Source organism: Olivibacter sp. SA151, assembly GCF_054130995.1.
This window is the reverse complement of the sequence record NZ_CP096391.1, coordinates 997,682-1,011,529: the sequence shown is the minus strand read 5'-3', so window position 1 is coordinate 1,011,529 and position 13,848 is coordinate 997,682. Positions and strand designations below refer to the sequence as shown.

At 40.0% G+C, this 13,848-nt stretch carries 14 protein-coding genes; 7 read left to right on the top strand and 7 right to left on the bottom strand.

Features of this window, described 5'->3' with window-relative positions; genetic code table 11:
- The first annotated feature begins 21 nt into the window (after window positions 1-21).
- The 5 genes from M1D52_RS03975 (at window position 22) to M1D52_RS03955 (ending at window position 4,113) form a co-directional block, all read left to right on the top strand.
- Window positions 22-255, top strand: coding sequence for a DUF3098 domain-containing protein (locus M1D52_RS03975; RefSeq protein ID WP_013663859.1), 234 nt, complete (start codon window positions 22-24; stop codon window positions 253-255).
- A gap of 9 nt (window positions 256-264) precedes the next feature.
- Entirely contained in the window at window positions 265-1,059 is a 795-nt protein-coding gene (locus tag M1D52_RS03970) for an undecaprenyl-diphosphate phosphatase (RefSeq protein WP_013663860.1), read from the top strand.
- On the top strand, window positions 1,059-1,808 hold the full coding sequence (gene truB, locus M1D52_RS03965) for a tRNA pseudouridine(55) synthase TruB (protein ID WP_130858227.1): 750 nt from the start codon (window positions 1,059-1,061) through the stop codon (window positions 1,806-1,808). Before M1D52_RS03970 ends, truB begins: the two co-directional genes overlap by 1 nt.
- Before the next feature lie 242 nt (window positions 1,809-2,050).
- Entirely contained in the window at window positions 2,051-3,022 is a 972-nt protein-coding gene (locus M1D52_RS03960; RefSeq protein ID WP_013663862.1) for a bifunctional riboflavin kinase/FAD synthetase, read from the top strand.
- Window positions 3,023-3,045: 23 nt separating this feature from the next.
- Window positions 3,046-4,113 carry a DUF2157 domain-containing protein gene (locus tag M1D52_RS03955; protein ID WP_013663863.1) on the top strand — a complete coding sequence of 356 codons (1,068 nt, stop codon included), beginning with the start codon at window positions 3,046-3,048 and terminating at the stop codon, window positions 4,111-4,113.
- Here M1D52_RS03955 and M1D52_RS03950 read toward each other — a convergent pair.
- From M1D52_RS03950 to uvrA, 6 genes are all read right to left on the bottom strand, one after another.
- On the bottom strand, window positions 4,108-4,638 hold the full coding sequence (locus M1D52_RS03950; protein ID WP_437394292.1) for a YceI family protein: 531 nt from the start codon (window positions 4,636-4,638) through the stop codon (window positions 4,108-4,110). The two genes, M1D52_RS03955 and M1D52_RS03950, sit on opposite strands and share 6 nt — an antisense overlap.
- 60 nt (window positions 4,639-4,698) lie before the next feature.
- The gene (locus M1D52_RS03945) at window positions 4,699-5,121 is read right to left on the bottom strand and encodes an OsmC family protein (protein ID WP_013663865.1); all 423 of its coding nucleotides are present in this window, start codon (window positions 5,119-5,121) and stop codon (window positions 4,699-4,701) included.
- Window positions 5,122-5,293: 172 nt separating this feature from the next.
- Window positions 5,294-6,463: a trans-sulfuration enzyme family protein gene (locus tag M1D52_RS03940; protein WP_013663866.1), complete on the bottom strand. Its 1,170-nt coding sequence runs from the start codon at window positions 6,461-6,463 to the stop codon at window positions 5,294-5,296.
- A 168-nt stretch (window positions 6,464-6,631) separates the two neighbouring features.
- On the bottom strand, window positions 6,632-7,441 hold the full coding sequence (gene cobA / locus M1D52_RS03935; protein ID WP_130858231.1) for a uroporphyrinogen-III C-methyltransferase: 810 nt from the start codon (window positions 7,439-7,441) through the stop codon (window positions 6,632-6,634).
- Between the two features lie 255 nt (window positions 7,442-7,696).
- Entirely contained in the window at window positions 7,697-8,134 is a 438-nt protein-coding gene (locus M1D52_RS03930) for an RrF2 family transcriptional regulator (RefSeq protein ID WP_013663868.1), read from the bottom strand.
- Window positions 8,135-8,204: 70 nt separating this feature from the next.
- A complete protein-coding gene (gene uvrA, locus M1D52_RS03925; RefSeq protein ID WP_437394293.1) occupies window positions 8,205-11,000 on the bottom strand; it encodes an excinuclease ABC subunit UvrA in 2,796 nt (931 codons plus the stop codon).
- A gap of 269 nt (window positions 11,001-11,269) precedes the next feature.
- Between uvrA and M1D52_RS03920 the strand changes: the two genes are divergently transcribed.
- Window positions 11,270-11,857, top strand: coding sequence for an RNA polymerase sigma factor (locus tag M1D52_RS03920; protein WP_013663870.1), 588 nt, complete (start codon window positions 11,270-11,272; stop codon window positions 11,855-11,857).
- Here the strand turns inward: M1D52_RS03920 and M1D52_RS03915 are convergent.
- Entirely contained in the window at window positions 11,843-12,847 is a 1,005-nt protein-coding gene (locus tag M1D52_RS03915) for an App1 family protein (RefSeq protein WP_242627394.1), read from the bottom strand. The genes M1D52_RS03920 and M1D52_RS03915 overlap by 15 nt on opposite strands.
- Window positions 12,848-12,900: 53 nt before the next feature.
- On the opposite strand from M1D52_RS03915, the gene M1D52_RS03910 reads away from it, so the two are divergent.
- Complete coding sequence (locus M1D52_RS03910) at window positions 12,901-13,803, top strand: diacylglycerol/lipid kinase family protein (RefSeq protein WP_130858233.1); 903 nt, start codon at window positions 12,901-12,903, stop codon at window positions 13,801-13,803.
- Window positions 13,804-13,848 lie beyond the last annotated feature (45 nt).

The window sequence follows — 13,848 nt, the reverse complement described above, 5'->3', positions numbered from 1 at the left end:
CACTTAATTAAATTTAGCATTATGCCGCAAGAAAAAAAGAAAGTAGCTCAAGGCGAACAAAAGTCAAACTTTGTTTTCGGTAAATTGAACTACCAATTAATGTTATTAAGTATTGCCATTGTTATCATTGGCTTTATTTTGATGGCCGGTAAAACAGATATTTACAGTTTCACTAAAATAACTTTAGCGCCGATTGTGGTTGTCGCAGGCTTTGCTCTTGGCATTGTAGCAATATTAAAGAACCCTACTAAATAACACCAATAGATGACTTTAATAGAAGCGATTATTTTAGCCATCGTAGAAGGGCTAACCGAATTCTTACCTGTTTCATCCACCGGCCACCTAATCATCGCAACCGCCTTAATGGGCATCGAACCATCTGCCTTCGTTAAACTGTTTACAGTAGCTATTCAACTAGGCACCATCCTCTCGGTTGTGATTCTTTATTTTAAGCGATTTTTTCGTTCGTGGTCTTTTTATTTAAAACTATTTGTTGCCTTTATTCCGGCAGCCATTTTTGGTTTATTATTTAGCGACGAAATAGACAATATGCTAGAGAGCCCAATGACGGTGGCAATCACCTTAGTTTTAGGCGGCATTGTGCTCCTATTCGTCGATAAATGGTTTAATGCACCTCGCATTGATAACTCAGACAACATTTCTTACGCTACCGCCCTGAAAATTGGCTTTTTTCAGTGTCTAGCAATGATACCAGGCACTTCTCGCTCGGGAGCAACCATTGTTGGCGGTATGGCGCAGAAACTTTCAAGGAAAGCCGCAGCTGAATTTTCTTTCTTTTTAGCCGTGCCGACTATGTTTGGCGCGACGGCAAAAAAACTGCTCGACTTCTACAAAGATGGCAACCAGTTTACCGCAGACCAATATAATATCCTTTTTATAGGTAACTTGGTGGGTTTCATCGTAGCCATCATAGCCATTAAAAGCTTCATTGGTTACGTTACGAAATACGGATTCAAAGCTTTTGGATGGTATAGAATTATAGTAGGTGGGATTATTATCGTGATGCTTTTAAGCGGTCACAGCTTATCGGTGCTTTAATGGAAGACGAAAAAGAAAAGCCGATTTTCCCTCGTTTCGATTTCACCGCCGGTGAGGTTTTACTGATCGATAAGCCTTACAAATGGACCAGTTTTGACGTAGTGGGAAAGATCCGTAATGCTTTAAAGCCTTTGAAATTGAAAGTAGGCCATGCAGGCACACTCGATCCGCTGGCTACAGGTTTACTTATTGTTTGTACCGGCAAACGCACTAAAACTATTGATGAGCTTCAAGCGCAGGAAAAAGAATACATAGGAACCTTCACACTCGGGGCAACAACACCGTCTTATGACTTAGAAACAATTCCGGATAGCTTTTTTGATATCACAAATCTTACGGAACAAGATCTACTTCGCGCCTCACTAACATTCGTCGGTGCTATTGAACAATATCCGCCGGTACATTCGGCTGTAAAAATGCAAGGCGAAAGATTATACGAAAAAGCCAGACGAGGCGAGTCCGTTGAACTAAAACCTCGTCGTGTAACGATCTATGAGTTCGAATTAACCCGCATTGCTCTTCCGGAAGTTAACTTCAGAGTCGTTTGCAGCAAAGGAACTTACATTCGATCGTTGGCACATGACTTTGGAAAAGCAGTGGGCGCCGGTGCCTATCTGAGTGAATTGAGAAGAACTCGCAGCGGTAATTTTCATGTCAGAGATGCCTGGAATGTTTTGGAGCTGTCCGATCATATTCGGTCTTTGAAAGAACAAGGTCTATTAATAAATGACGAAGGAGAACATTCATAAAAAACCTTAACCTCAATACATTATCACTTTTAGAATAAATACGTATCTTGGAAGAAAGGTACATAAAATTATCTCATAAGATTTTCTATAGGCAGAAACAGTGGAGAGCACAAAGCGTGATATATTGCAAATAAGGGTTTAGGAATGGCTTTGGAACAAAGATTAGTATGATTATTTGCTGCTAAAGTAGAATGCTTATGAGGTAAACAGCAGATTCATGATAAAAAAACAATTTATTGCGGATGAAAATATATAGAAACATTGAAGATTTTATACCATTGGACAATGCAGTGGTGACGATTGGAACCTTTGATGGCGTTCATATAGGACATCAGAAAATTATAAGCAGTTTAAGAGAATATGCGCAAAAGATAAACGGAGAAACGGTACTTCTTACCTTTTTTCCTCATCCAAGGATGATCTTGCATCCGGATGATGATAGCTTGCGTCTTATAAACACCATTGAGGAAAAAGCCGATCGACTAGCCGAAAGTGGAATCGATCACCTGATTATCACGCCGTTTACACGGGATTTTTCCAATCAATCGGCAGAAGAATATATTCGCGAAATTCTGGTCAGTAAAATCGGCACTAAACGGATCATTATCGGTTATGATCATCATTTTGGAAAGGACCGCAAAGGATCACTGGTCGATTTGCTAAAATATGCAGAACAGTACCATTATTCGGTACAAGAGATACCGGAGCAAGACATCAATGATGTGGCTGTCTCATCGACGAAAATACGCGAAGCACTCATTATTGGCGAAATTGCCACTGCCAACAAGTACTTAGGTTATCCTTTCCACATTACAGGAAAAGTGGTTAAAGGACAGCAGCTAGGCAGAACCATTGGATACCCCACCGCTAATATCGAAGTTCCGGAAAGCTACAAATTAATTCCTGCTTATGGTATTTACGCAGTACAGGCAACCCTTATTGAACATGCGGAGATGACTACGGGAGAATATATACCGGCAAAAAAAGGCCCTACGTTAAAAGGTATGGGATATATCGGAACACGACCCACTGTAAGAGGTGTCAACCGAAGTATAGAGATCAATTTTTTTGATCTTAACGAAGATTTATATGGCAAAACGCTTCAAATACAATTTTTACACTTTGTGCGTCACGATCATAAATTTGATAGTATTGAGGCAATGACGGCGCAATTGGCAGAAGACGAGAAGAAAATAAAAGAGCTGCTTGCTTAATTTCTCCAATATTAAATTTCCGGATGAAACTTCATATCGATAAGAACGAACAAGAAGCTATTGAAAACGCCATTGCACATTGGGAAGAGAACAGCCTGATTGACAAAGAAACGGCGGACAGACTTAGGCACTCGTACGAGGTGAAGGGCTTCGACTGGAGACGTCTAGCACAATATTCATTTTGGATTGCACTCTCTTGTATTGTACTGGCCTTCCTGTCCTTATTTGTCGATCAGGAGATTCTTCAACTTTTGTCAACGCTATACGAAACACCCAATATCATTATTTGCGTGTTTTGCGCTTTGCTTTCATTTTTATTTTATTACCTGGGTTATTTCAACAAAAAACGACATCCAGAGAAATTATTTACCAATGAAAGCTTAATTGTGTTGGGTGTATTTTCTACGGCTACTTTCATTGGCTATCTCGGCAAGGTTATCGACAAAGGTGACGGGATGTATTCATTCTTATTTTTATTGTCTATAGTCATTTATACCGTTCTTGCTATACAGCTTTCTTCAAAAACTATTTGGGCTTTTATGTTGATCGCACTAGGTATATGGTTTGCCACCGAAACTGCTTACCACAGCAATTGGGGATTTAAATTTTGGGGAATGAATTATCCATTGCGCTTTACCATATTTGGAATACTACTAACAGTTTTCACCTTGGTTCTGCATAATAAATGGGCAGCTATTAGAGGCTTTAAACAATTAAGTTACATCATGGGAGTATTATATCTCCTTATTTCCTTATGGTTACTATCAATTTTCGGAAACTATAGCGATTTAGACAAATGGGCAGCTACCAAGCAATATCATATATTTTATTGGGGGGTACTCTCAACGGTCGTTTGTTTAGCATTTGCTTGGTATGGTCTCAAAAAGAATGATATTATCGCCCGTGAATTCGGCATCATCTTCCTTCTAATTAATCTTTATACGCGATTCTTCGAATATCTATGGGACAATATAAATCGAGCGATTTTCTTCTCTTTGCTCGCCTTATCCTTTTGGCTTATCGGACGAAAAGCCGAAAAAATTTGGAGTGGAAGCTTCCTAAAAAAGAAGGACTTCCCACCCAAATTATGATTGTTTAATAAATTGCAGATTCAATACGATTTTCACTTCATCTCCAACCACTACGGATCCAGCCTCCGTCAAATCATTCCATTTCAGCCCAAAAACCTGTCGGCTGATCTTAGCGGTTGCTTCAAAGCCCGCTTTTTGATTACCGTACGAATCTTTAGCAGTACCGCCAAAATCTACTTCAAACTGCACAGCCTGGGTATGTCCTTTGATCGTTAAATCGCCTCTTAACAAGTATTCGTGGCCTCCTTTTTTTTCAAACGAGCTTGACTGAAAGGTCAACTCAGGGTAATTCGCCGTATCAAAAAAATCGGCTGATCTGAGATGTTCATCACGATCCTTCATATTCGTATCAATGCTATCAGCATCAATCATAAATCTAATCGTTGCATCAGAAAAATCCTCGTTCGTTGCCTCAATTTGTCCATCAAACTTATTAAAGTTACCCGCAACCGTGGAAATAACCAAATGCTTTACCTTAAATTGCACTTCTGAATGCGCCGGATCAACTTTCCATATAGAAGCCATAATATGTGTTTTTATCACAGAAAACAATAAACACCGTAAAATGTTTAGGTTCAACTAACACTATACAGCCTCAGTTACAATCTCATATGTAATTTGTACGCCACCTGCTGCCAACATATCGTGTACCGAACAATATTTCTTTACTGCTAGCTCTGCTGCTTTCTTGGCCTTCTCGATGTCAATACGCCCTTTTAACTTGAATAGTAGATGAATATCGGTAAAAACGGCCGGAATCGCATCTTTTCGTTTTCCATCAACCTCAATTTTTACATCCTCTATTTCCTGCTTTTGTTTTTTCAGGATATTTATAAGGTCGAGTGCACTACAAGAACCCAAAGCCATTAACACCAGCTCCATAGGGCGTGCACCTAATGCCTCACCACCAATTTCCGGAGAGCCGTCAATATGGACTTTTACATCGGTGGATGCACTTTCACCTTCAAAATGCACCGCCTGGTTTAGCCTGTTTAGTGTTACTTTCATTTTCTTAGCTCTTAGCTTTCAGCCATCAGCTGCCAGCTTTATTTCGTTATTATTCCTGTTAATTAATGATACTTTCAGTATCAAGCAATGCATACAAAATTTTGCTCTAAGCTTTAAACGGTATTCCATTCCTCGTTTAAGGTCGAGCTCCGACCTTTTCGAAAGCCGATAATTATTTGCTACCGTCCAAAGCCTGCTTCAAATCGACCAAAATATCGTTGACATCTTCCAATCCGACCGAAATACGAACGGTTCCCGGATAGATACCGATTTGTTCACGCTCCGCATCTGTTAATTTTGAATGTGTCGTAGACGCCGGATGCGTTGCAATCGTACGTGAATCGCCCAAGTTAGAAGTGATCAAGATCATCTTCAAATTATCGAGAAAACGTTTAGCACGTTCAAAGCCACCTTTAATGACAAAGGTAACAATGCCACCTCCAGCCTTCATTTGTTTTTTGGCCAACTCATATTGCGGATGTGAGGGCAAGAAAGGATAGCGAACAAGGTCGACCTCATTATGCGACTCTAACATGCCCGCTACTGCCAACGCATTATCACAATGGCGGTCCATACGAAGCGCCAGGGTTTCAAGACTTTTTGATATAATCCAAGCATTGAAGGGTGACATAGACGGCCCGGTGTGCCGAATAAAAAACATCATCTCGTCGATCAACTCCTGTTTACCTACAACAATCCCGCCTAAAACACGTCCTTGTCCGTCCATGTATTTCGTGGCAGAATGGCTTACTAAATCAAAACCATATTGTATCGGCTTTTGCAGATAGGGCGTCGCAAAACAGTTATCTACATTTAATATAATATTTGGATATTTTTTTTTGAAGGTTCCTAACCACTCTAGGTCTACCAATTCCAAGCCTGGATTTGATGGCGTTTCCAAAAAAATCATCTTCGTATTAGGCTGAATGGCTTTCTCCCAATCAGCTGGATTCTTCGCATCTACATAAGAGGTAGTAATGCCCCATCGTGGAAATAAAGTCGTAAACAGTTGATGAGTAGAACCGAAAACCGATCTACAGGCCACAATATGGTCTCCGTTTTTCAGCAGTGCAGCGAAAGAGGCAAAAACCGCCGCCATTCCGGAAGAAAAGGCTAAACCGGCCTCTGCTCCTTCCAGCTCACAAACTTTTTGTATAAATTCGTTCGTATTTGGATTAGAATACCTAGAATATACAATACCTTCTTCCTCGCCGGCAAATACAGCGCGCCCTTGCTCGGCATCATCAAAAATAAAACTTGAGGTTAAATATAAAGGTACAGAATGCTCGCGATTCTGTGAACGTTGAGTTTGACTACGAATTAATTTACTTTGTTCTTCCATTCTATTTCTATTGTCGACTCAAACCTACCATAAAATTCACTTAGTTAGAAACTTTTATTTTAATTGTTTTGTAATAAACAAAGTCGGAACGCATCAAAAAAGCGTTGATCCGTATATGAACCAACGCCTCATAAAAAACAACCAAATCTATAGGGAAATATAAAAAACTTAATACAAATTTAAATCCTGTTCCAGGAAATTTAATATCCGTGAGAAATCTTTATGCAAAGCAACTGCCTGACCAAATACTAATAGGACCGGCCCTGTGTTATCAATGGATACTTCTTCTGCAACTTCCTCTATTGTATTGACGACACCAATGGCCAGTCTTTCATTTTTCATTGAGCCGTTCTGTATAACGGCCGCCGGCAACCGCCCCTTACCAAGTTTTTTATAAATCGATACGATTTCAGGCAATTGCGCAAAGCCCAATAACACGACAACAGTCGCTCTACTTCGCGCAGCTTCCTCAATCTCCCAATTAAACGAACCATTACTATCGGTGGCGCTTAAAATCCACAAACTATCACTGTTTCCCTTATGGGTAACGGGGATCCCCTGCAAACCGGGCACAGAAATGGCACTGCTTATTCCGGGTATAATTTCCGTTTCCACGCTGTACGATGCCGCATATTCCAACTCTTCATACCCCCTTCCGAAAACGAAAAGGTCGCCTCCTTTCAATCGGACCACATGTCCAAAATTTAGCGCATAATCAACCATTAAGCGATTGACTGTTGTTTGCGAAAAGTTTTCGTCTCCTGATGGATTACCAACATAAACGCGGGTTGCCTCTTTGGGAGCGTAGCTTAATAATGCTTCGTCCACTAACGCATCGTATATTACGACATCCGCTGTTTTAAGTGCTTTAACACCTTTTATGCTAATCAAATCGGGATCTCCCGGGCCTGCGCCTACCAAGGTGATTTTTGGTTCGACATATACCTTCTCAAATTCGGGATGTTGCTGCCTTTCCATATATTGCCTCCTATTTATATCAAATTAAAAAAAAAGCCTCTGCAGGTTACTGAAGAGGCCTCTTGGAAATCTACACGCCCTCTCCTAACTTGTTAATAAATAACACATATTCTTCATATTTTTACAGATGGAGCGTTTCATATTTTCAAAATTAAAAATCAACGAGACAAATATATATAAAATATACCAATTTAGTAGTCTTTTTTTATTAAAATATTTATTTTGACGTTAAACTATTGGTTATCAGTTCATTAATTACAAACCTAAAGCTAGATTCTCTTCACGCTTAATAATATCGGCAATGCTGGTATCATTCAAAATCTGTAACATCGCATTTCTAACATCTACGAAAGTATCTCTGATACCACAAGTTTCTTCGGTTTTGCATTCGTCACATCGCCTATAAAAATTCAAGCTTACGCAGGGTAGCAAGGCTATAGGGCCGTCGGTGAGTCTGATAACTTGCGATAAGCGAATGTCTTCCGGATCTTTGTTTAAACTATATCCTCCGCCCGCTCCCTTTTTGCTATACAATATACCCGCATTTCGCATTTCCAGTAATATTTGCTCAAGAAATTTCTTCGGAATGTTTTCCTCTTCAGCAATTTTTAAAATCTGCATCGGCTCTTTCCCGTAGTTCTTTCCCAGTACAATAAGAGCTTTAATGGCATATTTTGATTTTTTCGACAGCATATTATTCCTTTGCTTTTTGTAAAATTACGAATTTTCCTTTAGTAATAAAGGTCAACAATCCTCTATGCAATCACATATGTGCTTTGAGAAACTGACCGGTATAAGACTGCGAATGTTTGACAAGTTCCTCCGGTGTTCCTTCAAATACAAGCTCTCCACCCTTCTCTCCACCCTCCGGCCCGATATCTATCACCCAGTCGGCACATTTGATGACATCCATGTTATGCTCAATGACTAAGATGGTATTACCCTGAGCAATCAATGCATCAAATGACTTCAATAACTTTCGAATATCGTGAAAATGAAGCCCGGTAGTAGGTTCATCAAAAATAAAAAGTGTATTCTTACTGTTGTTTCCCTTCACCAGAAACGAAGCTAACTTAATACGTTGTGCTTCCCCTCCCGACAAGGTATTCGACGATTGACCGAGCTTCACATAACCTAACCCTACATCCGCCAGCGGTTGGATTTTATTGAGTATCTTCGCTTGTTTGCCGAAAAAAGTCAAAGCTTCTTCTACCGTTAATTCCAGTACATCATAAACATTCTTATCTTGCCAAGTTATATCCAGCACCTGTTGTTTAAACCGTTTACCTCCACAAGCCTCACAGGTAAGATAAATATCGGCCATAAACTGCATTTCAATTTTCACTTCCCCTTCTCCTTGGCAAACATCACATCGTCCTCCTTCTACGTTAAAAGAGAAAGCCGCTGGCTTTAACCCCGCAGCTTTTGCAGCTGGCTGACTACTATACAGCGCTCGTATATCGTCCCACGCCTTTACGTAGGTTACCGGATTCGATCTCGAAGACCTCCCTATCGGATTCTGATCTACCATCTCGACACGTTCAACAAGCTGAAGGTCTCCATCCAAACCATCAAAAACACCGGTTTGCTCGCCGGAATAATTACCGGTCGCTTTCTGCAAAGCAGGATACAATATACGCCTCACCAAGGAAGTTTTCCCCGAACCAGACACACCGGATACTACAGTAAAGGTATACAACGGAAATTTCACGTCAATCCCTTTCAGATTGTTCTCCCGAGCACCTTTTATCTCTACAAAGTGCTGCCACTTCCTTCTACTACTCGGTATACCAATGGCCTCGATTCCGTTTAGGTATTTTCCGGTCAAACTCTGCTCGTCCTTAAGAATCTCTTGATATGTTCCCGAAAAAACTAGTTGCCCACCATGTACACCCGCTTCCGGACCAATATCAATAAGGTAATCCGCAGCCTGCATCATTTCTTCTTCATGTTCTACCACCAAAACAGTATTGCCAACATCACGTAAAGATTTAAGCACCCCGATTAGACGTTGGGTATCGCGTGGATGTAAACCGATACTCGGTTCGTCTAAGACATATATGGAACCCACCAAAGAACTTCCTAAAGAGGTTGCTAAGTTAATCCGCTGTGATTCGCCGCCCGAAAGTGTGTTTGAAAGGCGATTCAATGTTAAATATCCTAACCCCACTTCCGTTAAAAAACGCACGCGGTTCTTTACTTCTATCAATAACCTTTTTGCAATTGTCTCCTCGTGCTTATCTAATGATAGATTGTTGAAGAAATCTAACAAATCATCAAGAGGCATAAGCACCATATCGGTAATTGATTTCCCTCCTACTTTAACATAGGCTGCATCTTTACGTAGTCGGGTTCCCTTACAATCCGGACAATCCGTCTTCCCCCGATAACGTGATAACATAACTCGGTATTGAATTTTATAGGTCTGCTCTTCCAATTCTTTAAAGAAATCATCCAAACCTCTAAAATATTGATTCCCGCTCCACAAGACTTGCCTTTGTTCGGGCGATAAATCTTTATAGGCTCTATGCACCGGAAAGTCAAATTTTATGGCCACTTTAACAAATCGGTTCAACCATTCTCCCATTTTCTCTCCTCTCCAGGGAGCGATTGCTCCATCGTATACCGATTTGCTCTTATCGGGCACTACTAAGTCGGGATCTATCCCGATCACTTTCCCATACCCTTCACACCTGCTACAAGCTCCATAGGGATTATTAAAGCTGAAAAAGTTAGGAGTCGGTTCTTCAAATGCCATACCGTCTAACTCAAATCGATCACAGAAAAAATGTTCCTTTTCTCCATCATCAATATAACAGTCCCCCTTTCCCTCAAAGAAGGCCGTCTGGACTGAATCAGCAATTCTACTTAAAGTTTCGTCTTCTTGATTCACACGAATACGGTCAATAACGATTCGTAAATCACCTAAGTTTACACTGCTATTAGCAACCTTTTTATCTTCGATTAGGGACTCGATTTTCTCAATTCGGCCTAAGTACTCCACTCGAACAAAACCCTTTTGAAGCAAGACGGCTAATTCTTCTTTTAGTTTCCGCTGATTATGAGGATGAAGGGGGCTTAAAATCGTTATTTGTGTATCACTAGGCAGTGAGGACACAAAATTTACTACATCTGTAACGCTGTCTTTTCGCACTTCTTTTCCTGATATGGGCGAGATGGTCTTTCCTATACGGGCAAACAATAACTTCAAATAGTCATAAATTTCTGTTGATGTACCCACTGTAGACCTCGGATTACTTGTAATTACTTTTTGCTCAATGGCAATTGCCGGGGCAATTCCTTTGATGTAATCTACCTCCGGTTTATTCATGCGCCCCATAAACTGTCTAGCGTAGGAAGATAAGCTTTCTACATACCGGCGTTGTCCCTCTGCATAAAGTGTATCAAAAGCCAGAGATGATTTTCCTGAGCCCGACATACCTGTGATAACTACCAACCTGTTTTTCGGTATGGTTACATCAATGTTTTTTAAATTATGGACGCGTGCGCCTTTGATAAGTATATGAGATTTTGCGTTTGAATCAACCTTTTGTGCCATGTATACCTCGTAATTTGCTTTTTTTAAACGATTTCCGCCTCTTCGTTACCTACGTAAATCGAGCGTACAAAAATACAGAATAAAGAAACAACAAACGATTTTCATATTTTTTCTTTGTTTTTCTAAAAAAAATGTTTTGCTTTGAAAAAATTTATTAATGTATCGATTGGGTTAAACCAATGGCTTACTTAAATTTAGGAGGACTGCTATAGAGGAAAAAACTACTTAACATACTTTTTTATAACAAAAAAAAGACGAAGTAGCATAGCATGACACTGCAAAAGAAAACTGACCGACAACTAATTCATTTGTATTTAGCCGGAAATGAGGCTGCAATTGAAGAGTTAGTACATCGATATAAATCAAAAATTTACACTTCCATTTACTTATTGGTAAAAGATCCTTATTTAGCGGAGGACCTTTTTCAGGATACTTTCATCAAAGTTATCAGTACGCTGCAAGCTGGGAGATATAATGATGAAGGCAAATTTCTCCCCTGGGCCATGCGAATCGCGCATAACTTGGTGATTGACTATTATCGTAAAGAGAAGCGTACGCCCCTTATCGCCAATAGTGATGGATTTGATATATTCGACGTATTGCCGTTCTACGATGAAAGTACTGAAGAGCGTATTATCAGACAGCAAACACATAAGGATCTTAGGAAGATGATCCAATTATTGCCTGATGATCAAAAAGAGGTGCTGATTATGCGCCATTACGGAGATATGAGTTTTAAAGAGATTGCAGAAGTAACGGATGTTAGTATAAACACGGCATTAGGGCGCATGCGTTATGCGTTAAACAACCTCCGCAAGATGATATCAACATCTGAGGTCGCGTTAAAAACCGGTTAATTCTTCCATATCGGTTTGGCATATTAAACCGATGGAAACAGCATGTTTTATAGCCTCTCGATTGGTATTAAATAGACAGGTTTGAATTTCTGTTTCTTGAAGATTTTTAAAAAGCTGCAATGTTATTGCGGCTTTTTTAGGTTTTATGTTCCTTATATAAATAGCGGCTATTCGATCAGGATGATCTTTAGCGAGTGCGGCATATATGATTGGATCTCTTTGTGAATTGTCGCCGATTAATACAAATTTCTGCTTAGGAAAAACGCGAAGCAGCCTACTGATTCTTCTGTATTTATCATCATGCCCTGTTTTTCCTGTTTTAAAAAAATCGAACCAACGCTTAAAATGGCTTAGCAAAAAGGAGCCATGTGGCAGTTTATTGTGAGCAAAAATACTTTGGAGATAATCATATAAATTCCATTCACTGCTTGATACATAAAAAAAAGGATTTAAGTGACGCATTTCAGTTCCTGATCGAGACAATAAATTGTACCAAAGGACATGATCTGAAAAGAGCTTTCTTCGATGGGCATTCTTAATCAGTAGTTCACGAAGACGCCTTAATACAGTCGCCGAATGCGATATGAGTACGGTATCATCGATATCCGAAACAAATACGTACTGTGTCGAATGCGGCACATAAACCTTGCCCTGTGTAAAGCCATGCAATTCCTCCTTACCGACTAATCCAATTTTCAGGTCATGTAGTCCGGGATCTAAATGGATGTCTGAGGCCCATTTAAACTTAAAAAAGCCATCCGGTTCCGCTATCGTTTCGATTACCTGATCATAAAAATGCAATCTTAAACGAACACTACCTACCGGGCGTACGAAAAACAGCTTCAATAAACTAAGGGTATGCTTCCAACCATCCTTTGAAAAATCACTCGCCTTTTTTGGTTTACGCTTAAGGACATGTCCATAAACCACTAAGTTTTTACTATGGCCATATCCATTGTATATTTTTATTTCAACTGATGTACCCATCATCCATCAAACATATAAAACAGTTATTGGTTTTATAGTTGTCAACACAAATATGAATGAACATAACTGCTTCCTTAAAACTATACGTCCTTATCAATAGAGGATCCGGTAATCAGCAAAACGACTTCGAGGAAGTTATTCGGGATTTCTACCGCGGTACGCATGTACTACATTTCTTCACGCTTTCAAAAACATCTTCCGTGGAAGAGATTCGTCAAGATATAATTGCGTTTGGCCCTCATCGGGTTCTTGCAGTAGGTGGTGATGGAACGGTTAAGTTGGCAGCCGAATGTCTGCTCGAAACAGATATTCCGCTCGCCATTATACCAACCGGCTCCGCGAATGGCATGGCTAAAGAGATCAACCTCAAAAACAACCTCAAAGCAGCACTCGAATTAGCCGTAAACGGTACTCCAAAACTTATTCATGCTCTAAGGGTCAATGGGGAATTTAGCATTCACTTGGCGGATATAGGCATTAATGCACGCATTGTCAAAAAATTCCAATCCTTGGATGAACGAGGCATGATAGGCTATGCCAAGGCTGCATGGCAGGCTATCAAAAGACACAAAAAAATGCATGTTACCGTTAACGCTCAAGGGAAAAGTAAATCGCGAAAAGCCGAAATGGTGGTAATAGCAAACGGCACGAGCTATGGAACAGGTGTAAAAATAAACAAAACCGGTTCCCTATTTGACGACCAATTCGAGATTGTTATTGTCAAGTGGTTTTCCGTTTTGGAACTACTAAAAATGTGCTTTAGCTTCAAGACTCAATTTAATCCTTTTAAAACCGAAATTATACCTACCAACTATGCAAATTTAACTATAAGAGAAAATACGTCTCTACAGGTAGACGGCGAATATATTGGGAAGGTTAAACAGGTAGAGGTTCAACTTATAACTGATGCTGTACTTCTCGTCTGCAATAACGAAAAATTCAAATCAGAATACGCCTAAACAAACAAATATCGGGCGCATTGATGTTTCTTTCCGGAACAGTTG

Coding starts and splice junctions, on each gene's coding strand:
- M1D52_RS03975 (WP_013663859.1), top strand. CDS start 22: ATGCCGCAAGAAAAAAAGAAAGTAGCTCAAGGCGAACAAAAGTCAAAC.
- M1D52_RS03970 (WP_013663860.1), top strand. CDS start 265: ATGACTTTAATAGAAGCGATTATTTTAGCCATCGTAGAAGGGCTAACC.
- truB (WP_130858227.1), top strand. CDS start 1,059: ATGGAAGACGAAAAAGAAAAGCCGATTTTCCCTCGTTTCGATTTCACC.
- M1D52_RS03960 (WP_013663862.1), top strand. CDS start 2,051: ATGAAAATATATAGAAACATTGAAGATTTTATACCATTGGACAATGCA.
- M1D52_RS03955 (WP_013663863.1), top strand. CDS start 3,046: ATGAAACTTCATATCGATAAGAACGAACAAGAAGCTATTGAAAACGCC.
- M1D52_RS03950 (WP_437394292.1), bottom strand. CDS start 4,638: ATGGCTTCTATATGGAAAGTTGATCCGGCGCATTCAGAAGTGCAATTT.
- M1D52_RS03945 (WP_013663865.1), bottom strand. CDS start 5,121: ATGAAAGTAACACTAAACAGGCTAAACCAGGCGGTGCATTTTGAAGGT.
- M1D52_RS03940 (WP_013663866.1), bottom strand. CDS start 6,463: ATGGAAGAACAAAGTAAATTAATTCGTAGTCAAACTCAACGTTCACAG.
- cobA (WP_130858231.1), bottom strand. CDS start 7,441: ATGGAAAGGCAGCAACATCCCGAATTTGAGAAGGTATATGTCGAACCA.
- M1D52_RS03930 (WP_013663868.1), bottom strand. CDS start 8,134: ATGCTGTCGAAAAAATCAAAATATGCCATTAAAGCTCTTATTGTACTG.
- uvrA (WP_437394293.1), bottom strand. CDS start 11,000: ATGGCACAAAAGGTTGATTCAAACGCAAAATCTCATATACTTATCAAA.
- M1D52_RS03920 (WP_013663870.1), top strand. CDS start 11,270: ATGACACTGCAAAAGAAAACTGACCGACAACTAATTCATTTGTATTTA.
- M1D52_RS03915 (WP_242627394.1), bottom strand. CDS start 12,847: ATGATGGGTACATCAGTTGAAATAAAAATATACAATGGATATGGCCAT.
- M1D52_RS03910 (WP_130858233.1), top strand. CDS start 12,901: ATGAACATAACTGCTTCCTTAAAACTATACGTCCTTATCAATAGAGGA.